This is a genomic window from Nocardia vinacea, from assembly GCF_035920345.1.
Lineage (GTDB): Bacteria > Actinomycetota > Actinomycetes > Mycobacteriales > Mycobacteriaceae > Nocardia > Nocardia vinacea_A.
Window position 1 is genome coordinate 1,219,386 of the sequence record NZ_CP109149.1, and the last position, 24,931, is coordinate 1,244,316.

The following is a 24,931-nucleotide window of genomic DNA, read 5'->3' on the forward strand; positions in this document are numbered from 1 at the left end:
CCCGTGCCATGCTCGAACTCGACGATATTCAGCACATCCTGCTGACCCGGACCCCGGCGATGACCGGCCGCTACGAGTTCCTGTCCTTCGACGATCCCGCAGGGGCACGGGCTTGGTTGACGCCGCTGGTGGACCGCGTGCAATCGGCGGCGGACGTGCGCGCCACGATGGACAGTTCCGACCGCTGGGTCACGCTGGCCTTCACCTGGCGCGGGCTGCGGGCGCTCGGCGTGCCCGAGGAAACGCTCGCCACCTTCCCGGACGAGTTCCGCGAAGGCATGGCCGCACGCGCTGACATCCTGGGCGACACGGGCGCTGCTCATCCCGATAACTGGGTAGGCGGGCTGGCCGGTGACGACCTGCACGCCATCGCGATCCTGTTCGCCCGCACCGATGCCGAGTACCAGCGCTGCACCACCGAACACCACAAACTGGTCGCTCGTTGCTCCGGTGTGCGCGTGTTGTCGTTTTTGGATCTGAACGCGACGCCGCCCTTCGACTACGCCCACGATCATTTCGGGTTCCGAGATCGGTTGTCCCAGCCGGTGATCGCCGGATCCGGCGAAGCACCGACCCCCGGCTCGGGCGCAGCGTTGCAACCCGGGGAATTCATCCTGGGCTACCCCGACGAGGAGAGGCCGGCGCGAGCGCTGCCACAGCCGGAGGTGTTGTTCCGCAACGGAAGCTATATGGCCTACCGGCGGCTACAAGAACACGTCGGCGCGTTTCGGAACTATCTGCGTGAGCACGCGGACACCCCGGACGGGCAGAACTTGATCGCCGCGAAGCTCATGGGGCGCTGGCGCAGCGGCGCACCCCTGGTGCTGGCACCGGACCGGGATGATCCGGCGCTGGGCGCGGACCCCATGCGCAACAACGACTTCAACTACAAGGAAATGGACCCGCACGGCTACGCGGTACCACTCGGCGCGCATGCGCGGCGCCTGAATCCCCGTGACACCGCGGTGAACATGAACCGCCGCAGAATGATTCGCCGCGGCGCCACCTACGGGCCCGCGCTACCCGAGGATGCCCCCGACGACGGGGTGGACCGCGGGATCGCCGCGTTCATCATCTGCGCCAGCCTGGTACGCCAGTTCGAGTTCGCCCAAAACGTCTGGATCAACGACAAGACATTTCACGAACTCGGCAACGAACACGACCCCATCTGCGGCACCCAGGACGGCACCCTCGACTTCACGATCCCCAAGCGGCCCATCCGTAAGACGCATGCGGGACTGCCGGCGTTTACCACGCTCAGAGGCGGTGCGTACTTCTTCCTTCCGAGCATAAGCGCTCTGCGATACCTGGCCACGCTCGACAGCCGAGAGGTCACACCATGAGCAGCACTCTGCCGCCGGCACGGACGTACAACCAGAGCCATATTCCGCGCAATCACGACGGGCGACGACGGATGAGCATCTATTGGGCCTGGAGCTATCCATGGGAGGCCCAACGCGATCCCGCCGAGATGTACAACCGCTTCTCGACGATGACCGAGGTCCGCAACGTACTGTGGCCGGGCTACGAGACTCCGGAATACGACGCCGCGCACTTCCTGCAGGGCATCGCCGGCACACTGGAGCTGTTCCATCGCTCGACGCTGGCGTTTCAGCAACTGGCCGAAGAGGCCACCGGTCACCCCGTCGCGGTGTTCCAGCGCATCGACCAGGCCGGCTACACCTTGCCGATCGACGAGCGGATCCTGGCCGACACCGACACCCTGATGGTATTCGGGCTCGATCACATCCTTTCTGAGCAGCAAGCCGCCTCAGACGAGATCGACGCGATCCGCGACTGGCTGCAACGTGAAGGCACCTGCCTGCTGCTGGCGCCGCACCACGACGTCGGGTGCACCGACGACTACGCGCAGCGACAAATGGAATACGCGCATCACGGCGACCCGTTGGTGCCGCGGCAGCAACGATTCGGCCAGTACACACGCTCGCTCATGCAGGGCCTCGATGTTCCGGTGCACAACAAATGGGGCCTGCGACCCGCCGTCGTCGACGGCACCGGCGACATCGCACCCTTGACCGGGTTCCGCGATCTCGACATGCCCCGGCTGCTGGACAACGTGACGACGTTCAACTTCCACCCCCATTTACCGCACTACGAGCTGACCGCGCCGGAATCCGACTCGCTTCGCGTCCTTGGCCGCCAGCGTGTCGACCCCGGGCGACCCCATCCCTTCACCGCCGCCGGCAATACCGAATTCAATGCGTTGATCTGGATGCCACCTGTCGACCGACGAGCCGGCGATATCGTGCTGATCGACTCCACCAACTTCACCACGCTGTTCGGCGGCACTGACAGTCTCCGCAACCTCTGGCACAACCTGGCCACCATGAAGTGACCACTGGTTCAGGGTTTGGGGTGAATCCAGAGGGCTTGGGCTACGGCGCAGAGGTCGCCGGAGGGGGTGGCGAGTGCGATGCCGACGGTGTGTTTGCGGCCTTGGTGGCTGATGGGCCAGGCGTAGGAGATGTAGGGGGAGTCGGCGTAGACGGGGTGGAGTTGGTTGGCGGTGAGGGCCGCGGTTACGCCGCCGAAGCCCATGCCTTGTTTGCGCATCGCGGTCCAGCCGCCGGGGCAGTCGAGAGCGGCCCAGACGACTTCCGGTGGGAGTCGGCCGGATTCGTCGGCCAGGCCGGGATCCGGAGTCCATGCGGCGATGACGAGGTCGTGATCCGGTGTGTCCCAGGTGAGTAGCCGCAGGCCGCGCCCGGGTGCGCAGGCGGCGCCGCAGCCATAGCAGTCGGTGACGCGGCGCGACACCATGGCCGCGTCGGTGACGGCCTTCGCCTCGGCCCAGCTCGGGGCGGGCGGCGGATCGATGGTGAGTGCCGCCGGAGTGGATTCGGCGAGCAGCGCGCCGTCGGCATCGGTCAGCGCATAGCCACCGGATCTGGTGGGGCGCAATGACATCGGGGTCTCCAGTGGTACCCTCGCGCGGAAGTCGACGCGCATCTCGGTGGCCTCGCATGGCCCGGCCAGCAGGCCCGCGACATAGCCGCCGAACGCGACGTCGGGATATCCGTGCACGTGTTCGGGGACGGTGACTGTCTCGGTCTGGATCACGTGTCGCTCGAGCCCTTCTGTGCCGTCTTTCTGGATCGACCGTACCTCCGGATTCGGACGCATCGGAATCTTGGTAGTGAAAACCTCGGGCTGTTCACCGCGTGGCCGACCCGCATCCGGTGAGGGGCGGGTCGGTTATTGCGCGGCCTGACCACCGAGTTGGGTGAGCAGCACGCTGATCACACCGGCCTCCTGACTCTGGCTCTGGAACATCGAGCGCGCGGTTTCCTTGATCGGGCCTGAGGTCAGAAGCTCGTCTGCGGCACGAGCCATCACCAGTCCGCCTTGATGATGACGGAACATCAACTGCAGGAACAGTATTTCGGCATCGTGACCGCGGGCTGCGGACAGTGCGTCGAGTTCGGCGGTAGTCGCCATACCCGGCATCGCATCGCCGGTCGACTGGCCTGCGCTCGGATGATGTTGCGACACAGCCGCCTCGGCGTGCATCCACGCCATCGGATGCGACGACAGTGGCGACGCATCGGCCAGCCGCAACCACCCGAGCATGGTCCCGATCTCGATGCGCTGCGCGTCCGAAAGCTGTTGCGCCAGCCGCAGCACGGTCGGGTCCACGTCACGATCCAAGCGCTGCACCATGATCAGTGCTTGCTGATGATGTGCGGTCATATCCTGCGCGAATCCGATCTCGACCGGGTTGAGAACCGGTGCGGCCGTATGCTCTTCGGGCAGTACGAGTGGGCGCAGCGCCGCGCCGAGCACCACCAGGACGAACGCAACAGAGACGAGCGCCGCGACTCGGAACCAACGGGACACAGCTACGACCCGACGGTCGATTGCTGATTCTCGGGCACCGTATACACGTCGTTCTCCAGTTGCAGCACCATGAATCCGTTATCGGAGCAGGCGACATACAGCTGGTTGCCGCGCCACTCCGGCGGCGAGAAACACCAGTCGGTGGAGACATCGCCGAAGGCGAGGTTGCCGGTGCGCGGGGTGAGCGCGTCCAACGGATTGAATTGACCCTCCAACACCGCGCGTACGGCCGGTGGTGTGCTCATCAACGGCACACCGATGATCGACGCGAGTGCATGCGGTGAGTTCCACAGGCTCAGGTTCTGGCCGGTTCGTGCGGGCGGATTGAAGTAGGCGATCTCGCGGATATCGTGCGGATCGCGGACGTCGAAAATCCTGATGCCGGAGGAGATCCAACCGCACGCGAGGGCAGTGGGGTTGTCCCGGCGGTCGGCGGCACAGTAGTGCGATTCGTAGGCGAAGACCGAACCGCCCATCGAACTACCGATATTGCTGTCGATGTTCTGCAGCAGGTTGATCTCCAGCTTCACCTTCCCGGCCACCTTCGGTGCGGTGTCGTTGGAGATATCGATGAGTTTCACGCCGCCGGAACCGCCTTCGTCGACGGTGTAGAGGTAGGGCTTGCCGTCGTAGGTCACCGGGATGCTGTGCTGGGTAGCCCAGCCGTCGGTCCAGAAGGTGCGGCCGATATGGGTGACCTGCGGGTTGGGATCGCGGCGCTGAACCGCGCTGATATCGAGCACAGTGAATCCGCCGAGCGCGGAAAGGTACATGCGATTGCCGTCCGGACTGATGCCGAAGCCGTGCGCCTCGATTCCGGTCAGCCCCTGCCAGATGACGTGCGGATCGGTCGGATCGGTGAGATCGACCGCGCTGACGAAACCGGGCGCGACGCCCGAGGCCCAGTAGGTGCGGCCGTCGGGCGACCAGCCGCCCTCGTGTGTGGTGATCGGCAGCGGCATCAGCAGATTCGTGCCCGGTCCCGGATTGAGCAACTTCGGATACGCGCAATCGGAGACGTCGTAGACCGACAGATAGCCGACGCCCTCGCCGACCGGCACACCGGTCCCGACCAGCAGTTTGCGTTCGGTATTGACCTTGAGGCTCTCCCAGGTACCCGCGAGCATCGCGGGTTCGGTCAGGGTGACCGTCGGGCGCGGGTGCGCTGGATCGGAGACGTCGAGCACCTGGACGCCGCGGCCCTCGCTGATCAGGTCGCCGGGAAAGAACGAACCCAGGTAGGCGCAATGGTCGAAGCTGGTGGAAGTGATGCCCGCGCCGCGCCCGGCGTAATTGCCGACCATCGACATATTGCAGCTGTAGCCCTGCGTGCTGCGCCGACTGTCGCGGTCGGCGGCCGAAACATCGCCCTGCAGCCCGGTTTCCGGCATCGATCCCGGTCCGCAGTCCGCCCGGGGTACCGAGGTCCGGCCGACATCGAGGAATTCCTGGACCGCCGTGGCGATATCGGATTGCAGATCGGCAGATGCGCTGCTCGGCAACAGCATCGCGGCCACGATAGTGGTGGCGAACAAGGCCAAGGGCCGGGCACGGCGCAGTCTCAGCTTCGGGTGCATCGTTGCATCCCAACTTTCCTCATCATGGGCACAGACCACGCCGACTCAGACGGAGCATGAACTGACTACATGGTAGTAATAGGGAGTAACTTAAAGGAGTGTTTTGGCGGAAAAGCCAGGTGCTCGGCGTGCGGCGCCGCGACGCTCAACTGGCGGTGAGTGCCTTGGTGTCTGCTGTCAGCAATGATGTGCAGACGTCGAGCAGTGACTGTCTGAGTCCCGTCGACCGCTCGGCCAACGCCGACTGCGCCCGGACGTATTCGGCACGCCCTACCGGTGTTTCGATGCGGATCGGCTCGTAGCCGTAGTCGGTGAGGTCGTACGGACTGGCGCACATATCGAGTTCGCGTGCAGCGCAGGCGAACTCGAAATAGTCGAGCAGCAGGTCGGAGGAGATGAGCGGGGTCAGTTTGAAACCCCATTTGTAGAGGTCCATATTGGCGTGCAGGCAGCCGGGCTGTTCACGGGCGACCTGGTCGGCACGGGTCAACGGTTCCGCGTTGCGACCCACCGCGTCCGGGGTGAAGAAGCGGAATGCGTCGAAGTGGGTGCAGCGCAAGGACATCGATTCGACGACGGCATCGGTGCCGGTGCTGCCCAGGCGCAGTGGCACCTGTTGGTGGCGGACCTCGTCGGTTTTGTACACCATTGCCCACTCGTGCAGGCCGAAGCAGGACAGCTGTGCCGGGCGGGATGCCGTGGCGCGCAGCAGTTTTGCGATGAACTCGACGGTGTCGCGACGCCGCCCGATGAACGCGGGGTCGGCGGTGTAGACAACCGCGCCGGAACGCATGTCATGCCGGTGATACCCCCGAGCTTCGTCGTACTCCCGCGCGCCCGCCAATGCGACACCGAATCCCGGGTGCCAGCGCCGCAGTTGGGCGGGCTTATGTCCGTAGTAGGTGAACAGGAAGTCGATCACCGGATGTGATGATCCCGCCGCGCGTCGTTCGAGATACGGTCCGACGAGCTCGTGCAGCCGAGCCCGGTGCGCGGCGGCCTTGGTCCGCCACTCGGACTCGGCCAGCACGATCATTCGATCACCCGGTGCGTCCCGTCGCGCACAGTGCCGACGAACTCTTCCACCAGATCCTCCAGCGCCACAATGCCCACCGTATTTCCACGGGTGTCCACGACACGGCCGAGGTGGGAATTGGTGCGGCGCAAGCGGGCCAGCGCCTCGTACAGGGGAGTACCGGCGCTCACCGTCGGCAGTGGGCGAATATCCGTGCGCGGGATGGGTGTATTCGGTCCGGCGCTTTCGTCGGCGACCTTGTCGAGCACATCCTTCACATGCAGATACCCGACCAGCGAGCCGTCGCTCGCGCACACCGGATACCGGGAGAAACCGGTTTCGGCGACCGCGGTTTCGATATCGCCGAGCGTGGTGCCATTGCCGCGCAACGGAACCGAGCGGGTCGTCGCCAGCTGCACCATCACATCGCCGACCACCCGATCGGAGGTGCCCAGCGCCTGGGTGAGGCGGCGGTGCTCCTCCTCGTCGAGCAGGCCCTCCGAACGGGATTCACCGATCATCTCGGCGAGCTCAACACTCGAGACCGTTGCCTCGAGCTCATCCTTCGGCTCGATCCGCAACATGCGCAGCGACAGATTCGCCGCCAGGTTGTAGAAGGCGATGAGCGGACGCGCCAAGCGCAACCACATCAGATGCGCCGGAACCAGCAGCAGCGCACTGCGTTCCGGTCCGGCCAGCGCGATATTCTTCGGAATCATCTCGCCGAACAGAATGTGCAGGATCACCACGATCGCCAGCGCGATGGCGAATGCCATCGGATGCAGCAGCTGCTCGGGCAGGCCGACCAGCTCGAACGGCCCCTCCAGCAAATGCGCCACCGCGGGTTCGCCGACCCGGCCGAGCAGGATCGAGCAGATGGTGATGCCGAGCTGCGCGGCGGCCAACATCATGGACAGGTTCTCACCGGCCCGGATCACCGTGTGCGCCTTGCGCTTTCCCTGTGCGGCGAGCGCCTCGAGACGGTCACGGCGGGCCGAGATGAGCGCGAATTCGGCGGCGACGAAGAAGGCATTGCAGGCCAGCAGCACCACCGTCAACAGGACACCGAGGAGATCACCCATGGCTGTTCTCCTTCAACACGGCGGCCGCGACCGGGACGAGCCGGATCCGATCGATACGCCGCCCGTCCATCCGTTCGACCTTGGCGATCCAGCCGCCGTCATCATCGTTCGGGTAGCGATGCGAGGACCGTGGATTCGGCAGGATCACCTCATCACCGGTAACCGGGATGCGGCCGAGCCGGGTGAGCACCAGACCGCCGAGGGTTTCGTATTCGCCCTCCGGCGCGTCGTAGCCGGTGGCCCGGGAGACCTCGTCGACGCGTAGCAGCCCCGAGCAGTCCCAGCCGTCGGCGACCCGGCGGACATCGCGTTCTTCCTCGTCGTGCTCGTCGCGGACATCGCCGAGGATTTCCTCGATGAGATCCTCCATGGTCACGATGCCCGCGGTGCCGCCGTATTCGTCGACCACCAGCGCGACCTGCATACCGTCGGCGCGCACCCGCTCGAGCACCTCGTCGCCGTCGAGGCTGGCGGGCACGATCGGCACCGGCCGGGCGAGCAGATGCAGCGGGATGGTGTTGCGGACATTCGCCGGATGGGTGAACGCCTGTTTGACGTGCACCACGCCGAGGGTGTTGTCCAGATCGCCGTCGATGATCGGGAAGCGGGAGTAACCGGTGCGGCTGGCGGCCGCGATCAGATCGGCGATGGTGTCGGACTTGTCCAGGGATTCGATCTTCACCCGCGGTGTCATCAACTCCTCGGCGCTGCGCTCACCGAATTGCAGCGAGCGATCGACCAGCTGCGCGGTGCGGTGGTCCAGCGCGCCGCGCAGTGCGGAGGTGCGCACCAGCGAGCCGAGTTCCTGCGGGGAGCGCGCCGAACGCAGCTCCTCGGCCGGTTCCACGCCGAGGCGCCGGACCACCCAGTTTGCGGTGCCGTTGAGGAAGTGGATCATCCACTTGAACACCACGGAGAAGGCGATCATCGGGCCCGCGGTCACCCGGGCGGTGCCGAGCGGCTTCGATATCGCGATGTTCTTCGGCACGAGCTCGCCGTAGATCATCGACAGCGAGGTGGCGAGCAGCAACGCCAGCGTGAGCGAGATACCATGCGCCGCACCATCGCTCAGACCGAGCGCGGTGAACAGCGGCGACAGCAGTCGGGCCAGGACGGGTTCGGCGATATAGCCCGTGATCAGCGTGGTGATGGTGATACCGAGCTGGGCTCCGGAGAGCTGGAACGACAATGTGGTGTGCGCTTGCCGGACCATGCGCGAGCGGGCGTCCCCGACCGCGCGCACATGCGATTCGACGGTGCTGCGTTCCAGAGCGGTGAGCGAGAACTCGGCGGCAACGAACAATGCGGTGCCAACGGTGAGGGCGATGAACCCGATCAGGCTGAGCACGGTGAGCACGACGGACATCGTCAGCACCACCTGCGAGACATGCGATGAGCTGAATCGGATCGGACGGCTAGGGGAAGGAGGGCGCCGGGTTTGTCACCCGGCTCGGTAGAGGAGCCCTCCTGTGCGGCGCCCTCGGACGCGGGTGACAACTTGTTCCTCTCGGCAAATGGGTTTGTGTAACCGGAAACCGGCAACCACTATGCTACCGGCCCACGCGCGTGCCCGCGTGGGCCGGTGTTGCTGTGTTGGATTTGCCGCGCCTGCGGCGCGGCGTGTTCGCGGCCCCTGGTGTCTCGCGTCCGAGCCGTCGAGACTCGCGCCTGCGGCGCATGCGCTTCGACGACTCGGACGCGAGACGGGCCGCGAACGGGTCGCTCGTAAGACTCGCTCCGTTGTGGTCGCTTGGGCGGGAAGTTCGGCACTGACGTATGCCTTCCCGGCGGCGCGGGGCATGTTCTTCGATGACTCGGACGCGAGACGGGCCGCGAACGGGTCGCTCGTAAGGCTCGCTGCGTTGTGGTCGCTTGGGCGGGAAGTTCGGCACTGGGCGTATGCCTTCCCGGCGGCGCGGCGCATGTGCTTCGACGACTCGGCTGAGTCGATGGCCGCGCCTTCGAGCGGTCGCGAGACGGGCGCTTGGGGTATCCGCTGAGGCGGGACGACCGGGTCCTTTCCGTTGGCGGCAGGGCTACCAGCCGCTCGGCAGCGGGCGGCCTTCGGCGAAACCTGCGGCTGATTGCACGCCGAGCACGGCCTTGTCGTGGAACTCGGTGAGGCTGCGGGCACCCGCGTAGGTGCAGGCGCTGCGGACGCCGGAGCAGATGTGGTCGATGAGGTCCTCGACGCCGGGGCGTTCCGGATCCAGGCGCATGCGCGAGCTGGAGATGCCCTCTTCGAACAGTGCCTTACGGGCGCGGTCGAAGCCGCTGTCGGTGGCGGTGCGGGCGGCGACGGCGCGCTTGGAGGCCATGCCGAAGCTTTCCTTGTAGGCATTGCCGTCGCGGTCGACGCGCAGGTCACCGGGGGATTCGTAGGTGCCGGCGAACCAGGAGCCGATCATCACATTGGACGCGCCCGCGGCCAGTGCGAGAGCGACGTCGCGCGGGTGCCGGACCCCGCCGTCGGCCCAGATGTGCACGCCGAGTTCCTTTGCGGCGGTGGCGCATTCGGCCACCGCGGAGAACTGCGGACGGCCGACGCCGGTCATCATGCGGGTGGTGCACATGGCGCCGGGGCCGACACCGACCTTGATGATGTCCGCGCCCGCCGCGGCCAGATCGCGGGTGCCCTGCGCGGAGACCACATTGCCCGCGACCAGCGGCACGCCGAGGCCGAGATCGCGGATGGCGCTGAGGGTTTCGAGCATCTTGGCCTGGTGGCCGTGTGCGGTATCGATGACGAGCAGGTCCGCGCCCGCGTCGACGAGCGACTTGGCCCTGGCCGCCACGTCGCCGTTGATGCCGACCGCGGTGGCGACGCGCAACTGGTTGTTGGCGTCCACATTGGGCTGGTAGATGCCGGCGCGGATGGCTCCGGTGCGGGTCAGCACGCCCGCGAGGCTGCCGTCTTCGGCGATGAGCACGGCGAGTTGCGCGTGTTCGGCCTCGAGCAGGTCGAACAGATCGCGGGGCGAGGTGCTGGCCGGTGCCCGCACGAAGTCGGTGACCGCCACATCGCGCAGCCGGGCGAACCGGTCGACATCAGTGCAGGACGCCTCGGTGACCACACCGACCGGCTTACCGCCGTCGACGACGACCACGGCACCGTGGGCGCGCTTGTGCATCAGGGCGACGGCCTCGGAGACCGAACGCTCCGGATCCAGCGTGACCGGGGTATCGGCGGTGAGCGAGCGGCTCTTGACGAAGGCGATGGTTTCCGACGCCGCGGCGATCGGGAGATCCTGCGGTAGGACGACGATGCCGCCGCGACGGGCGACCGTCTCGGCCATCCGGCGTCCGGCGACCGCGGTCATATTCGCGACGACAATGGGAATGGTGGTGCCGGACCCGTCTGCGGTCGAAAGATCCACGTCGAACCGTGACGCGACATCCGTCCGATTCGGGACGAGGAAGAGGTCGTCGTAGGTCAGGTCGTACGGCGGCTGATGACCAGGGAGAAACTGCACTTAACCGATTCTAACCGTTGCGCCGTAGTTCCGTGCAATCACCCAGCATTCGGTCCGGCCCAGCTCCAGATGTGAGGCGCGGCACCGGAATCAAGATCAGGTGGAATTGGCGGCGGCGCTTCTCGGCCGCTGCCGCCATGGTTTCCACGTGATCTCGAGCCGTGTGTCATGCCTCGGCTTGGATGCGGGAGAGTTGGATTGTGGTCGCGCACATGATGATTACGGCGATGGCGATTACGACGAGTCCGATGTGGTTGGTGCGGAGGCGTTCGTGGAGGACGGTGATGCCGATGAAGGCGGCGGCCAAGGGTTCGGCGATGGTTACGGCGGGCAACGATGCGACCAGGGGGCCGGATTGGAAGGCGCGTTGCTGCAGATAGAGGCCGATCAGGCCGGAGGCCAACAGGGCCCAGGTCTGCCAGCTGCCCGTTACGTGGGTCAGGCCGCCATCGAAGAGTTCGGTTACATACTCGGTGAGCGCGGCGGCCAGACCGAACAGGGCCCCGCCCACGGCGCCCAACAGGAGTGCGCGGCGGGTCGGGACGGAGGTACCGAGGGCGACAACGAACGCTACCGCCAGCAGACCGAGTAGGGCGGCCAGCGGCGGGATCCACTCACGCAGGGGCGCATTGGTATTGCCCTCGGACGGATCGCCGACGATCAAGAAGCAGGCAAGCGCCGCCGCGAGGACGATGGCGGTCGCCCACGTGCGCGGGGTGACGCGGCGGTGGTTGATCCGGGCGGAGAGCGGGAGCGCAAAGACCAGCATGCTCACCAGAATTGGCTGGACGAGCAGCACCGCACCCAGCGCCAGGGCGGCGACCTGCATCGCGAAGCCGCCCGCGTCACCGACGATTCCGGCCCACCAGCGCGGATTGCGTATCAGCGAACGAATGAGCGACTCGTCCTCCGGAACCGCGGCCGCCGCATGTTGCTGCGTGACCGCCGCCACCGCGAAGAGCAATGCCGAGATCAGCGCGCAGACGACCGCACCCACCTGATGATTCGCCACGCAGTCAGTTTGCCCCGCGATTGCGGCTGCCCGGCACTCCCTGCGCTCGACCGGCGCGTCGACGTGCACGCCCGGGCGTGTCGCCGCTGGTCGCAGCGGTGTGACCGGATGCGGCACCGCGACCGGAAGTGGCTCCTGTGCCATGGCTGGCCGAGGTGCTGCGCGCGGCAGAGCCCGATCCGGCGGAACGCGTCGCGGCCGCCTTCGTCGCCCCGGCGGCACGACCCGAGGTGCCGACACCGCGCCGACTCGACGTCGCGGTGGAGCTGGACGAACCAGCCGAGGACTTCTTCGCACCGCCGGCGCGACCACTCGCACCGGCACTACGCCGCCCGGCACCAGCTGAGCTCGCACCGCCCGAGCGTGTGCCGCGACCACGACCGCCGGAACCCGGTCCACCCGACCGGCGGCTCGACTTACCGACCTCCAACTCCCCCTCGTCACTCACCGTGACCGCCGAGTTCGCCGCGACGATCGGCACACCGGAGGGCTGCTTCGCGCCGGTGATCTGGATCAGCCGCCGATCACCTGGACGGACCTGCACGCCGTCGACATCGACGCCCGCCTTGCGGGTCATCTTCTCGACCTCGGCGCGTTCCTCCTCGGTGACCAGCGTGACGACGACGCCGTCCTCACCGGCCCGGGCGGTGCGGCCCGCGCGATGCAGGTACGCCTTGGATTCCGCGGGCGGATCCACGTGCACGACAAGGGAAATCCCGTCCACATGGATACCGCGCGCGGCCACATCGGTGGTCACCAGCACCGGTGTCATACCGTCGGCGAAGGCGGCCAGCGTCCGCACCCGGTTGTTCTGTGCCTTCCCGCCGTGCAGCGCGCCGGCAGCGATTCCGGCCGCACGCAACTGCTTGGCGAGCCGGTCCGCACCGTGTTTGGTGCGCACGAACATGATGGTCAGCCCGTCGCGGGCGGCGATCTGCGCGGTGATGTCGCGCTTATCGGCCTTGCGGAGGTACAGCAGATGATGCGACATCGTCGCGACCGAGGCCGACGGCGGTGCGGTGGAATGGGTGACGGGCGAGCGCAGATAGCGCTTGACCAGCTTGTCGACCTCACCGTCGAGGGTGGCCGAAAACAGCAGGCGCTGACCATCTTTCGGCGTCCGGTCGAGCAGCTTGGTGACCTGCGGCAGGAAGCCCATATCGGCCATATGGTCGGCCTCGTCCAGTGCGATGATCCGCACATCGGACAGGTCGGCCGAGCGCTGGTTGATCAGGTCTTCGAGCCGACCCGGCGTCGCGATGAGCAAGTCCACACCGCGCGCGAGCCGGTCGGCCTGCCGCTTGATCGGCGCGCCGCCGACCACCGAAGTGACCCGCAGCCCGAGCGACAATGCCGCACTGTCCAGCGCCTTTTCGATCTGGGCCGCCAGTTCGCGGGTCGGCACCAGCACGAGACCGCGCGGACGACCCGGCTTGGCTTGGGCGCCCGCGAGCAGCGCGAGCATCGGCAGCCCGAAGGCCAGGGTCTTGCCGGAGCCGGTGGGGCCGCGTCCGAGCACATCCTTACCCGCCAGCGCATCGGTCGCGGTCGCGGCCTGGATCGGGAACGGCGCCTCGATGCCGTCGCGGCGCAGCGCCTGGACGAGCACGGCGGGTAGGCCCAGCTCCGCGAAGGTGGTGGCAGGGGTGGAGGAGGTCAACAGGGTTGTGTGCCTTTCATGTCTCGGCGCGGGCGGATCCGGGCACGCGTGGTGCCGCCGAGATGGTTGGGCCCGGTCATCGGGATGCGGTAGGACCGGGTGTGTCGGGGAGAACCGGAGGAATCAGTTACGAAGCAGCCGATCCAGTTCGACCAGCCAGGGTACCGCGACGGCCATGGTCGGGACCACCAGGATGGCCGCCGATCCCAGATACGCCGCCGAGGCGACCCGAATATCGCCGATCCGTCCACCCAGGCGCTGGATGCGGATCAGGGTGGTCGGCCCGCCCGCGGCGAGCGCGCCCTGCGGAGCGGTGGATTTGGCGCACGCGACCAGCGCACGGGCCAGCGGCTTCGGGCCGGTCACCTTCACCGCCGAGTCGTCGGCGAGCAGTTCGATCAGCAGTTTCACCGAGCCGAGTGCGGCCTTGCTGCGCACCACCCGGGGGAATGCCTCGTGCACCGCGGTGAATGCCTCGAGCACCAGATCGTGCCGGGCGCGCAGATGCGAGCGCTCATGACTGACGATGGCGGTGACCTCGGCGTCCTGCAGGCTGGTCAGCGTGCCTTCGCTCAGTACGACCCGCTGGCGCAGGCCGGGCAGACAGTAGGCGATCGGCTCGGTGGAGGCGAGCACTCGGATATCGGCGGCGCGGCGCTGCGGTCCGCTCTGGTCGAGCAGATCGACGAGCATGCGGTGGCGCGCCCGACGCCTGCGGGTGTGCACGCCGACACACACGATCGCGTACATCAGCCGAGCGCCGACCAGCAGGGTCAACGCGAAGACGAAGACATAGGCCAGCCACAGCGGCAGTCCGAGCGCGTCGATTTCCCGGGCCGGGGAGGTGGTCGGGCGACCGTTCGGTCCGGGGACGAGTAGTTGGGCGGCGATGGCCAGGCCCGAGCCGAATGCGCTGAGCACGGCGGCGAGCGCGATGGCCTGCCATAACACGAGCGCGGCGCGCGGAGTCCGATACGGCCAGGTCGCGCGGCTCAGCAGCGCTGGGGCAGGCCCCGCGAGAAGCAAAGCGAGACCGGCGAAGACCGGCGCGGTTGCGTTCATCGAGTCAGCTCACTGCGTTGTGGGGCCAGGGCACTCACCTCATTGTGAGGCCAGGATCCCAAGACTACTGCTTCGGCGGCGCAGTATCTTCGGATGCCTCGAGCTTAGCGAGTGCTTCCCGCAACGCGTCCGTATCGTCCCTGCCGACCTGTTCGACGAAATGCACGAGCGCCGCCGCGCGGCTGCCCGCCACATCGGCCTGCTGCAATGCGTCGACCATCAAGCTGGCCACCAGTTCGTCGCGGGTGTGCACCGGGGCGTAGCGGTGAGCGCGGTCGTCGCGGCGCTGAACCACCAGGTTCTTCTTCGCCAGCCGTTGCAGCACCGTCATCACCGTGGTGTACGCGAGCTCACGGCGGGCGGCCAAAGCCTCGTGTACCTGCCGTACGGTCTGCGGCTCGTCACTGGACCACAGCTGGTCCATGACCGCTTTCTCGAGTTCACCAAGTCCTGCCATTCCACAAGTTTACGGACTCAACGACACAATTGCGTACTACACCCCGTCGTAACTACCTGATAGCTGGTGTGTCATTTGTCATACCCGGGCAAGATGTGCCGGGTTCCGATGGGCACGATCATCGGACGGCCGGAGACCGGATCCTCGAGGACCGAGGCATCGAGATCGAAGACCTCGCGCAGCAATGTGACATCGATGATATCGGCGGGCGCACCCTGGGCGACGATGCGTCCGTCGCGCATGACGATGAGTCGGTCGCTGTAGCGAATGGCCAGGTTGAGATCGTGCAGCACCATCACCACGGTGCGGCCGAGCTCGTCGTGCAGCCGGTCGATCAGGTCCAGGACCTCGATCGAATGTGCGAGGTCGAGGTAGGTGGTCGGCTCGTCGAGCAGCAGAATATCGGTGCCCTGGGCCAGTGCCATCGAGATCCAGGCGCGTTGGCGCTGACCGCCGGACAACTCGTCGAGTGAGCGATCGGCCAGGTCGGCGATGCCTGTGGCCGCGAGTGCGGACATGACCTCGGCCTCGTCGGTGGCCGACCACTGCCGGATCCAGGACTGATGCGGATGACGCCCGCGCGCAACGAGATCCGCGACGGTGAGCCCTTCGGGCGCGACCGGCGACTGCGGGAGCATGCCGATGATGCGTGCCACATCCTTGGTCTTCATCATCGAAATCGCCTTGCCGTCCAACAGGATTCGCCCCTGGCGGGGACGCAGCAGGCGGCCGAGTGAGCGCAGCATGGTCGACTTGCCGCAGCCGTTCGGGCCGATGACGGTGGTGACGACACCGGGTGCGATATCGATATCGAGTCCGTCGACGACGACGCGATCGCCGTAGCCGAGGGTGACTTCCTGCGCGGAGAGCCGCGAATCGATGGTCATGACAGGGTCGCCTTCCGATTCATACGCACGAGCAGGTAGAGCAGGAACGGTCCGCCGAAGGCGGCGGTCACGACACCGACCGGCAGATCGACCGGAAACAGCGTGCGCGAGGCCACATCCGCGCCGACTACCAGAATGGCACCGATGAGCGCCGAGCCGATGAGTGGTTCGCCAGGAGTTCGCAGCAGTCGGCGCGCGATCTGCGGTGCGGCGAGCGCCACAAAAGTGACCGGACCGACGGCCGCCGTGGCGACGGACGCGGCCACGACGGCCGCGCCGATCAATAGCGTCTGCTGAGTCTGGATGCGCACGCCGAGCACGCGGGTGGTGTCGGTGCCGAGACGGAGTGCGGCAAGGGTTCGTGCGGAGCCCACCGCGACCACGACGACAACGCCCAGGGCCAGCACGGCCGGGACGAGTTTGGTGCGGTCCGCGCTATTGAGCGAGCCATTGAGCCAGAGTTGCGCGCGAGCCGCGTCCTGCAGGCTGGCGCGGGTGAGCAGAAAGCTGATGCCGGACAACAACAATGCGTTCACCCCGATGCCGATCAGTACCAGTCGCATCGGCGTGACGCCGCGGTCGCCGGTCACGCTGCGACCCCAGGCGAGGAGGTAGATCACGATCGCGGTGAGCAAACCTCCGGTCAGTGCTGCCAGCGGTGCGCCGATGCTCGCGGCGAGTCCCGTTGTCGCGCCGCCGGTTCCGACCAGTACCGCGACCGCGCCGAGGCTCGAGCCGGTGGTGATGCCGAGCATATCCGGTGCGGCGAGTGGGTTGTGCAGGATCGATTGGGTGATCGCGCCAGCGATGCCGAGGGCCGCACCGACGACCGCGGCGGTGAGCGCGCGCGGCAATCGGGACTCCAGCACGATGAAGCGCTGGGAACGGGTGCCGCCGCCGCTGAGCACATCGAGTACTCGGTCGATCGGAATGTGGGCTTCGCCGAAGGCGATATCGAGGCAGAACAGTGTGAGCACGGTCGCGGCGAGCGCCAGAACTATGAGCGTCATGGTGGGGCGCAACACAATCGACACCGGACCGAGGCGCAGGGCGGGGCGGATGCGGCGCAACGGCGCCGTCGACGGAATACCGCTGGGCCCGGTCGCGGTGTTATCCGAGGAGATTTCGTCCATGATTCGTTCGCTCATGGATGCTCCCCGGTGGCCCGCAAATTCGTGCGCGGCCATCGCTGTGACATCTCCCTCACAGGCTCACCAACTTCTTGCGACGAACCAGCAGAATGAAGAACGGTGCACCCAGGGCCGAGATCATCACGCCGACCTGTAATTCGCCCGGCCGCGCCACAATTCGCCCGACCACATCGGCGACCAGCAGCAGCAACGCACCGAGCAGTCCGGAGTACGGGATCAGCCAGCGATAGTCGGGACCGGTGAAAACCCTTGCGACATGCGGCACTATCAATCCGATGAATGCGATCGGGCCGACCGCCGCTGTCGCGGCACCGCACAGCAATACGATCGCCGCCAGGCCGAGCGCACGGCTGCGTCCGATATGCACCCCGAGTCCGCGCGCGACCTCGTCACCGAGGCTCAGCAGATTCAGGCCGGGCGCAGCCGCGACGGCCAGCACAACGCCGATCGCCAAGAACGGCAGCACCTGCCAGAACACCTCGGCATCGCGCCCGTTCACCGTGCCGACCACCCAGAATCGGTAGGTGTCCAGCGCAGCATTGTCCATAAGGACAATGGCATTCGTCATCGCCTGCAGGAATGCGGTCACCGCGGCGCCGGCCAGCACCAGGCTGAGCGGGCTCGCCTTGCCACCGCCGATTGCGGACACACCGAACACCACCAGCCCGGCGATCAGCGCCCCCGCGAAGGCGAACCAGATGTACTGCTCGGGTGCGGTCAGCGCGAACAGGTAAATGCTCAGCGCTGCAAGGAAGGCCGCGCCGGCGTTCAAACCGAGCAGGCCCGCGTCGGCGAGTGGGTTGCGGGTGTAGCCCTGGATCAGCGCACCCGCGATGCCGAGTGCGAGCCCGGTGACCAGCCCGAGTGCGGTGCGCGGCAAGCGAAGTCCGCGCACGATCTCCTCCGCGGTCGACCCGGCGGGACAGGTGAACGGCCCGCCCGGGCAGCTGAGGGCATTGTGCACGGCGTCGTAGACGGTGCCGGGGGACAGCGATCGGGTGCCGATGGCGATGCTGGCCACGGTGGCGATGAGGAGCAGTGCGGTCAACGCGACGAGTCCGAGCCGGCGACTGCGCGCTGTATTCGTTCGTCGCGCCCCCGGCGCGATGGTGCCTGATGCCGTCACGGCGACGAACTACTCCTGACTCGATATCTGGAATCCGATAGCTAGGTCTGGTAAGCCTAACCTATCTTTGCAATCCGACCCATCACGGAGCCGACCCGAGGAGGTTCGATGTCCGAGCCAGTCACGACCTATCTGCCTCGCCAGTCCCAGGTGGCATTCGGTAGGGCCTGTGCCCGGTTGCGCTCGTTGCAACCCGAACATCCGCGGGTATATGCGGTGGCCGCCATGTCCGAGCAGGGCAAACGACGCTGGTGGCGGCTGGCCGACGGGTTGCGCGAGGGGCGGATCGAACTGATGTATCGACGGCACGCCGCCGAAATGATCAGCGCCGATACCGCCGCCGAAGTGGTGGCGACCGCACTGATCCACGCGGTGATCGGCCGGGTGGTCGCGCTGCTGGTGGCCGAGGGTCGGGTCTGGGATCCGGGTCTCGAGAATCTGTGGCTCCATACCGACAACGACGGTGGCATCGACTGGGCGGGCTTGGCGGACACCACGATTCGTGTGCTCGACGGTGATCGGCTCGCTGGGGAGGCCGGGGTGGTCACCTTGCCGTGCGAGCGGGCGATGTACGTCTGGCTCGCGCATCGGTGTGAGCCGTCGCTGCGGTTGATTCAGCGGACATTGGCGGGCTGCTCGGGGCTCGGCGAGCGCCGATTCTGGTCGCTGGTAGGTGAATCCATTGTGGGTGCGGCCACTTATGTGCCGGATCTGGCGCGGACGGATTCGCTGGTCGGCGCGCGCCGGGGTGAGGGGTTGCTGTCGACGCTGGAAGAGCGTGGTTTGCCGGTGCGACGCGTTGTGGGTTGCCTGGTTCGATAGTTGCTGCCGGTCATGCCCGGGTGCCGAGTCCGTAGTCGTGGAGCGTGGAATGGGTTCCGGGAGAAAGTGTCTGGTAGTCCGCATGGCCTTGATCGAATGCGTCACCGCGAGCATCCTGCAATACGACAGGAGTTGCTCACTTAGGTAAGCCTGACCTATACTAGGTTCGGCGTTGGGATCGGCCGAGTGTTCCGGAGGGCTGCCGTGAACCCCCGATCCACTGCCGCGGCGGGCTCCACGTGCGTGTGGAGCCCGCCGCTCTGTCTCGGCGAGCGAACGCCGGGAAGTAACCGTCGTGCGAGGGCCGGGACGCCCTGTGCCAAGGTGAATGCATGACACAGCAGGAAGTTGCCCAGATCGAGTCGCTGGCCGACGTGACGCCCGAGCTGATGACCGAGCTCAGCAAGAACACCTTCACCGATCTGATCGGCCTCGAATTCACCGAGGTCACCCCGGATCGGGTGCGCGGCGAGTTGACCGCGGGGCCGCAGTTGCTGCAGCTGGCCGGCATTGTCAACGGCGGCGTGTACTGCACGGTCGTCGAAACGCTGGCCAGCGTCGGCGGCGGGGTCTGGTACAACGCCCAGGGCAATAAGGGCACCGTGGTCGGGGTGAACAACAACACCGACTTCCTGCGCTCGGTCCGCGAGGGCAAGCTCTTCGGCGAGGCGACGCCGCTGCACCGCGGCCGCCTGCAGCAGCTGTGGCAGGTCGTGCTGACCGATGTCGAGGGTCGCACGGTGGCGCGCGGCCAGGTGCGGCTGCAGAACCTGCCCGCCCGTGATTGATCGGCGCTCCCGGAACGGGCGTGCCAGAATTACCGTCATTCCGATCCAAGAGCGCTGAGGAGCCCGGATGCGACTGTCGCCGCACGAGCAGGAACGGCTGCTGCTGAGCTACGCGGCCGAACTGGCCCGGCGCAGGCAGGCGCGCGGGCTCGAGCTGAACTATCCGGAGGCGGTCGCGCTGATCACCGATCATGTGCTCGAGGGTGCGCGCGACGGGCGCACGGTCGCGGAGCTGATGTCCTCGGGGCGAACGGTTCTCACGCGTGCCGATGTGATGGAGGGGGTGCCGGAGATGATCCACGACGTGCAGGTCGAGGCCACCTTCCCGGATGGCACCAAGCTGGTCACCGTGCACCATCCGATCGGCTAGGGCGACCATGATTCCGGGTGAATACCTCTGCGCCGAGGGCACTATCGAGCTCAACGCGGGCGCCGACCGCATCGAGCTCGATGTCGTGAATACCGGTGACCGACCGGTCCAGGTCGGCAGCCATGTGCATTTCCCGCAGGCCAATGCCGCGCTGCGCTTCGATCGGGAGGCCGCGCACGGACGTCGGCTCGATATTCCCGCCGGTACCGCAGTGCGCTTCGAACCCGGTCTCGGCCAACGGGTTTCGCTGATTCCGCTCGGCGGGGCGCGCGAGGTGCACGGCATCAGCCTGAATCCCCCCGGACGTTTGGACGGTGCGTCATGAGTGAGCTGAGCCGCGCGCGCTACGCCGAGCTGTTCGGTCCGACCACCGGCGACCGAATTCGCCTGGCGGATACCGATCTGCTGATCGAGATCACCGAAGACCGCAGCGGCGGACCGGGTCTCGCGGGCGATGAGGCCGTCTTCGGCGGCGGCAAGGTGCTGCGCGAATCCATGGGCCAGGCCCGCGCGACCCGCGCCGACGGCACCCCCGACACTGTGATAACCGGCGTGGTCATCATCGACCACTGGGGAATCATCAAGGCCGACGTGGGAATTCGCGACGGCCGCATCGGTGCGATCGGCAAGGCGGGCAATCCGGACACCATGAACGGCGTGCATCCGGATCTGGTGGTCGGCCCGAATACCGAGATCATCGCGGGCAACGGCCGCATCCTCACCGCGGGCGCCATCGACTGTCATGTGCACTTCATCTGTCCGCAGCTGATGGACGAGGCGCTGGGCGGCGGCATCACCACATTGATCGGCGGCGGCACCGGCCCGGCCGAGGGCAGCAAGGCGACCACCGTGACGCCCGGATCCTGGCATCTGGCCCGGATGTTGGAGGCCACCGACGCCTGGCCGATGAATATCGTGTTGCTGGGCAAGGGCAATACCGTCAGTGCCGAATCCATGTGGGAGCAATTGCGCGGAGGCGCGGCGGGGTTCAAGCTGCACGAGGATTGGGGTTCCACCCCGGCCGCCATCGATGCCTGTCTCACCGTCGCTGATGCGGCGGGTGTGCAGGTGGCGCTGCACTCGGACACCTTGAACGAAGCCGGATTCGTCGAGGACACGCTCGGCGCCATCGCGGGCCGCGGCATCCACGCGTATCACACCGAGGGCGCGGGCGGCGGGCACGCACCCGACATCATCACCGTCGCTGCACATCTCAATGTGCTACCCAGCTCGACCAACCCGACCCGTCCGCATACCGTCAATACCCTGGACGAGCACCTGGACATGCTCATGGTGTGCCACCACCTCAGCGCGTCCATCCCGGAGGATCTCGCCTTCGCGGAGAGTCGAATTCGGCCCTCCACCATCGCCGCCGAGGATCTGCTGCACGATCTCGGCGCGATTTCCATGATCGGCAGCGACTCCCAGGCCATGGGCCGCATCGGCGAGGTCGTCATGCGCACCTGGCAGACCGCGCACGTCATGAAGCGCCGCCGCGGCGCGCTGGCCGGCGACGGCGCCGCCGATAACGCCCGCGTGCGGCGCTATATCGCGAAATACACCATCTGCCCGGCCATTGCGCACGGACTCGACCACGAAATCGGTTCGGTCGAGGTCGGCAAGCTCGCCGACCTCGTGCTGTGGGATCCGGCGTTCTTCGGTGTCCGCCCGCATGCCGTCCTCAAGGGCGGCGCGATCGCCTGGGCTGCCATGGGCGACGCCAACGCCTCCATCCCCACCCCGCAGCCGGTGCTGCCGCGACCCATGTTCGGTGCCGCACCACTGGCCGCCGCCGCGACCTCGTTGCACTTCGTATCCGAACAAGCCGTCGAGGACGGACTCGCCGACCGTTTGGGCCTGCGCCGAAAACTGGCTCCCGTCAAGAACGTTCGTCGCGTTACCAAGGCGGATATGCCGAACAATGACGCCATGCCACGGATCGAAGTAGATCCGGATACCTTCACCGTGCGCATCGACGGCGAGGTCTGGACCGAGCAGCCCGCCACCGAATTGCCCATGGCCCAGCGCTACTTCCTGTTCTGATCGGCGGTGCGGGCAACATGTCCTGCATGCGGCGTGCGCAGGCGAAACTCCGCAATCAGGTCACGGACATGGTGCACGACGCGGTCGGCGACGACGACGCCGGTGCGGCGATCATCGGCCAGTACGCCGATCGCTTTCCAGACGTCGATCCCGTCGATCCGGTTCCTACCTGGGTACCCGAGCCGCCGATTTACAGCCCACCGCCCACCAGCTTCCAGCCCGAGCCGCCGCCATCGGGAACGCGCAAGCCCAATCGCGATGACGTCGTCGTGCCCGACGAACCGACCGAAGAGGATCTGTACTACCAGCGCAAGTCCTGGCTGGAGTAGGGCGCCCGGGCCGAGCGACGCAAGTCCTGGCTGGAGTAGGGCGCCCGGGCCGAGCGACCTGGTTCCATTCGAATCGGATGGAACCGGATGTGCGGTGGGAGCGTCCTAGTCAGAGGCCGTCATTCGACGGCGCGAGGTACGGCGAGTGAGGACGATATGGGCAATTCAGATGCGGTGAACGTCGACCCGGATCAGTTGCGCGATCATGCGCAGAAGGTGGAGCAGGCGATCGAGGGGGTGCCGTTGTCCCGCGAGGCCGCCGACTAGCTGGCTCAGGCGGATGACGGATACGGGTTGTTTGCTGCTCAAACTGACCATTGCGCTGATCAGCCTGGGCGCATTGCTCCGTGAAATGATCAAAATTGTCACCGCGGTCACTCAGATCGAGGTCGAGGCGGCGAAAGCGTAAAACCCCGAGCAGTTTCGTATCGATTCAGTGCAGAACTCCCGATGACCGGATGGCCTGGGTGATGATATCGGCGACGCCGCGCATGCCTTCGAGGGTGGGGTGGTAGGGAACCAGGGTTTCGGTGGCGATGATGGGGTCGAACCAGCGGATTCCGGCGGGCGCGCACATGTCATGGCCTATGGATTGAGGGCGGGTGTCGATATAGGTCGCACCCGCGGCGGCGGCTTCGCGGGCGACGATGCTGTTCAGGCGGTCGAAGGCGGCCTGGATGGTGGCGGCGTCGGCGGGGCGCAGGCCGATCAGGTCGGGGCAGCCGCCGTCGCGGACGTAGGTCGGCCAGCCGTCGACGAAGATCCTCGCATTCGGGGCGAGCGCCGAGATCCGGTGCAGAGCAGTCGAATATGCGGCGGCGATGCTGTCGATATCGGTGTCCCACGCCGGGTCGGCGCAGGGCTTCGCTCCGGCCAGGTGACAGGTGAGGATGTATTTGGTCATATGGGCGTCGTTGGCGCCGATATGGACCGTCACGAGTTGGGTTTTCGGTCCGAGGGCGTCGAATTGCGGGTTGATGCCAGGCCCTTGGGATGCGGTGAGGTCCGGAATCTTGGCGGAGCTGCAGGTTCGGTCGTCCAGTTTCAGGCTGAGGTCGGCGGCGACCAATTTCGGGGTGTTGGCAGTGGAGCGGGCGCACTGCAGCGGTGCCCCGGTATCGAATTTCTGGACACCGGTGGTCGCGGCGCCGGAATCGCCGAGGGCGACGTAGGCGGGGCCGCCGTCCGCCGGCGCGGATGATGCGGGTGCAGCCAGGAAAGCGGAGGTGAGGGTCAGCAAGCTGATCGCGAGTGCGCCTGCGCGCCAACCAGTTCGGCGGGTCTTCATGGATCGCTCCCTCGTCAGCAGTGAAAGTGATACGGCTTGGTCTCAGTTCTGGGCACGCTACTGGGCGAGCGGTGTGGCCCGCAAGGTTTCCGGGAACACGGGTGTCGGCTCTTCAGTTTCGGCGGTATCCGGGCACCCGGTGGCAGACTTCATGGCATGACGACGTTCGAGTGGGCCGACGTGGACAGCTACATCGTGGACTCTCTGATGGGAGGCGAGGATTCGACGGCGACGGCATTGGCCGCGAATGCGGCGGCCGGACTGCCCGCCATCGACGTATCGCCGGCGCAAGGGAAGTTCCTGCATTTGATAGCGCGGTCGATCGGGGCGCGGAGGGTGCTCGAGATCGGCACGCTCGGCGGCTACAGCACGATTTGGTTGGCGCGGGCGGTGGGTAAGGACGGCCAGGTCATCACCCTGGAATTCGAGCCGCGGCACGCACGGGTGGCGCGGGAGAATCTGGATCGGGCCGAGGTCGGGGACCGGGTCGAGATCCGAGTGGGTGCGGCGCTGGACAGTCTGCCCGTACTGGCGGAGGAGGATCCGGATCCGTTCGATCTCGTGTTCATCGACGCCGACAAGGTCAACAATTCGAACTACGTGCTCTGGGCGCTGCGCCTGACGCGGCCCGGCTCGGTGATCATCGTCGACAATGTCGTGCGCGATGGCGCTGTCGCCGACGACCATTCGGACGATCCGGCGGTCCAGGCCAGCCGCGATCTGGTGGACCTGCTCGCCGCCGAACCCAGCCTCGACGCCACCATTGTGCAAACCGTCGGCAGCAAGGGCTGGGACGGTTTTGCCTACGCCGTGGTCAACGGTGAGTTCACCGACTGAGCGTCGCTGACGGCCGGGCGCCCCGGGGCGGCGGCATCCTGTGCGGCACGGACGCATGATGGGGGCGAACGAGGCTACGGCGGTTGAACATTCG

24 protein-coding genes and 1 pseudogene are annotated in these 24,931 nt (G+C 66.7%); 10 read left to right on the forward strand and 15 right to left on the reverse strand.

Features of this window, described 5'->3' with window-relative positions; translation table 11 throughout:
* The first annotated feature begins 8 nt into the window (after positions 1–8).
* Together OIE68_RS05790 and OIE68_RS05795 are read left to right on the forward strand one after the other, a co-directional pair.
* On the forward strand, positions 9–1,343 hold the full coding sequence (locus OIE68_RS05790; protein WP_327098352.1) for a peroxidase: 1,335 nt from the start codon (positions 9–11) through the stop codon (positions 1,341–1,343).
* Complete coding sequence (locus OIE68_RS05795; RefSeq protein WP_327098353.1) at positions 1,340–2,356, forward strand: hypothetical protein; 1,017 nt, start codon at positions 1,340–1,342, stop codon at positions 2,354–2,356. The genes OIE68_RS05790 and OIE68_RS05795 overlap by 4 nt, the downstream gene beginning before the upstream one ends.
* An 8-nt stretch (positions 2,357–2,364) precedes the next feature.
* On the opposite strand, the gene OIE68_RS05800 is transcribed toward OIE68_RS05795, so the two are convergent.
* From OIE68_RS05800 to OIE68_RS05865, 14 genes and pseudogenes are all read right to left on the reverse strand, one after another.
* Positions 2,365–3,144 carry a hypothetical protein gene (locus OIE68_RS05800; protein WP_327098354.1) on the reverse strand — a complete coding sequence of 260 codons (780 nt, stop codon included), beginning with the start codon at positions 3,142–3,144 and terminating at the stop codon, positions 2,365–2,367.
* A 72-nt stretch (positions 3,145–3,216) separates the two neighbouring features.
* On the reverse strand, positions 3,217–3,858 hold the full coding sequence (locus OIE68_RS05805) for a DUF305 domain-containing protein (protein ID WP_327098355.1): 642 nt from the start codon (positions 3,856–3,858) through the stop codon (positions 3,217–3,219).
* Positions 3,859–3,860: 2 nt separating this feature from the next.
* Complete coding sequence (locus OIE68_RS05810) at positions 3,861–5,435, reverse strand: hypothetical protein (protein WP_327098356.1); 1,575 nt, start codon at positions 5,433–5,435, stop codon at positions 3,861–3,863.
* Between the two features lie 145 nt (positions 5,436–5,580).
* Positions 5,581–6,471 (reverse strand): 3-methyladenine DNA glycosylase, encoded by an 891-nt coding sequence (locus OIE68_RS05815; RefSeq protein ID WP_327098357.1) that lies wholly within the window; start codon positions 6,469–6,471, stop codon positions 5,581–5,583.
* Positions 6,468–7,532 (reverse strand): hemolysin family protein, encoded by a 1,065-nt coding sequence (locus OIE68_RS05820; protein WP_327098358.1) that lies wholly within the window; start codon positions 7,530–7,532, stop codon positions 6,468–6,470. The genes OIE68_RS05815 and OIE68_RS05820 overlap by 4 nt, the downstream gene beginning before the upstream one ends.
* A complete protein-coding gene (locus OIE68_RS05825) occupies positions 7,525–8,898 on the reverse strand; it encodes a hemolysin family protein (RefSeq protein WP_327098359.1) in 1,374 nt (457 codons plus the stop codon). Before OIE68_RS05825 ends, OIE68_RS05820 begins: the two co-directional genes overlap by 8 nt.
* A gap of 670 nt (positions 8,899–9,568) precedes the next feature.
* Positions 9,569–11,005, reverse strand: a complete 1,437-nt coding sequence (locus tag OIE68_RS05830; RefSeq protein ID WP_327098360.1) for a GuaB1 family IMP dehydrogenase-related protein — start codon at positions 11,003–11,005, stop codon at positions 9,569–9,571.
* 166 nt (positions 11,006–11,171) lie between these two features.
* Positions 11,172–12,017 carry a DMT family transporter gene (locus OIE68_RS05835; RefSeq protein WP_327098361.1) on the reverse strand — a complete coding sequence of 282 codons (846 nt, stop codon included), beginning with the start codon at positions 12,015–12,017 and terminating at the stop codon, positions 11,172–11,174.
* 313 nt (positions 12,018–12,330) lie between these two features.
* Positions 12,331–13,680 (reverse strand): annotated as a pseudogene (locus tag OIE68_RS05840) (DEAD/DEAH box helicase); the annotation flags it as partial.
* A gap of 120 nt (positions 13,681–13,800) precedes the next feature.
* A complete protein-coding gene (locus tag OIE68_RS05845) occupies positions 13,801–14,739 on the reverse strand; it encodes a M56 family metallopeptidase (protein WP_327098363.1) in 939 nt (312 codons plus the stop codon).
* 64 nt (positions 14,740–14,803) lie between these two features.
* Complete coding sequence (locus tag OIE68_RS05850; RefSeq protein WP_040689937.1) at positions 14,804–15,196, reverse strand: BlaI/MecI/CopY family transcriptional regulator; 393 nt, start codon at positions 15,194–15,196, stop codon at positions 14,804–14,806.
* Between the two features lie 71 nt (positions 15,197–15,267).
* Positions 15,268–16,083: an ABC transporter ATP-binding protein gene (locus tag OIE68_RS05855; protein ID WP_327098364.1), complete on the reverse strand. Its 816-nt coding sequence runs from the start codon at positions 16,081–16,083 to the stop codon at positions 15,268–15,270.
* Complete coding sequence (locus tag OIE68_RS05860; protein ID WP_327098365.1) at positions 16,080–17,231, reverse strand: FecCD family ABC transporter permease; 1,152 nt, start codon at positions 17,229–17,231, stop codon at positions 16,080–16,082. Before OIE68_RS05860 ends, OIE68_RS05855 begins: the two co-directional genes overlap by 4 nt.
* A gap of 55 nt (positions 17,232–17,286) precedes the next feature.
* Positions 17,287–18,360, reverse strand: coding sequence for a FecCD family ABC transporter permease (locus OIE68_RS05865; RefSeq protein WP_327098366.1), 1,074 nt, complete (start codon positions 18,358–18,360; stop codon positions 17,287–17,289).
* 108 nt (positions 18,361–18,468) lie between these two features.
* On the opposite strand from OIE68_RS05865, the gene OIE68_RS05870 reads away from it, so the two are divergent.
* The 7 genes from OIE68_RS05870 to OIE68_RS05900 all read left to right on the forward strand — a co-directional run bounded on the left by OIE68_RS05870 (position 18,469) and on the right by OIE68_RS05900 (position 23,121).
* Positions 18,469–19,182, forward strand: coding sequence for a hypothetical protein (locus OIE68_RS05870; RefSeq protein ID WP_327098367.1), 714 nt, complete (start codon positions 18,469–18,471; stop codon positions 19,180–19,182).
* A gap of 389 nt (positions 19,183–19,571) precedes the next feature.
* On the forward strand, positions 19,572–19,970 hold the full coding sequence (locus OIE68_RS05875; protein ID WP_327101585.1) for a PaaI family thioesterase: 399 nt from the start codon (positions 19,572–19,574) through the stop codon (positions 19,968–19,970).
* Between the two features lie 67 nt (positions 19,971–20,037).
* Positions 20,038–20,340 carry an urease subunit gamma gene (locus OIE68_RS05880; protein WP_327098368.1) on the forward strand — a complete coding sequence of 101 codons (303 nt, stop codon included), beginning with the start codon at positions 20,038–20,040 and terminating at the stop codon, positions 20,338–20,340.
* A gap of 7 nt (positions 20,341–20,347) precedes the next feature.
* Positions 20,348–20,665, forward strand: a complete 318-nt coding sequence (locus OIE68_RS05885; protein WP_327098369.1) for an urease subunit beta — start codon at positions 20,348–20,350, stop codon at positions 20,663–20,665.
* Positions 20,662–22,383 (forward strand): urease subunit alpha, encoded by a 1,722-nt coding sequence (locus OIE68_RS05890; RefSeq protein ID WP_327098370.1) that lies wholly within the window; start codon positions 20,662–20,664, stop codon positions 22,381–22,383. The genes OIE68_RS05885 and OIE68_RS05890 overlap by 4 nt, the downstream gene beginning before the upstream one ends.
* Positions 22,384–22,409: 26 nt before the next feature.
* Entirely contained in the window at positions 22,410–22,712 is a 303-nt protein-coding gene (locus OIE68_RS05895; protein ID WP_327098371.1) for a hypothetical protein, read from the forward strand.
* Positions 22,713–22,992: 280 nt separating this feature from the next.
* On the forward strand, positions 22,993–23,121 hold the full coding sequence (locus OIE68_RS05900; RefSeq protein WP_327098372.1) for a hypothetical protein: 129 nt from the start codon (positions 22,993–22,995) through the stop codon (positions 23,119–23,121).
* Between the two features lie 24 nt (positions 23,122–23,145).
* On the opposite strand, the gene OIE68_RS05905 is transcribed toward OIE68_RS05900, so the two are convergent.
* Entirely contained in the window at positions 23,146–24,000 is an 855-nt protein-coding gene (locus OIE68_RS05905) for an SGNH/GDSL hydrolase family protein (protein WP_327098373.1), read from the reverse strand.
* A 156-nt stretch (positions 24,001–24,156) separates the two neighbouring features.
* On the opposite strand from OIE68_RS05905, the gene OIE68_RS05910 reads away from it, so the two are divergent.
* Positions 24,157–24,837: an O-methyltransferase gene (locus OIE68_RS05910; protein ID WP_327098374.1), complete on the forward strand. Its 681-nt coding sequence runs from the start codon at positions 24,157–24,159 to the stop codon at positions 24,835–24,837.
* Positions 24,838–24,931: the final 94 nt, after the last annotated feature.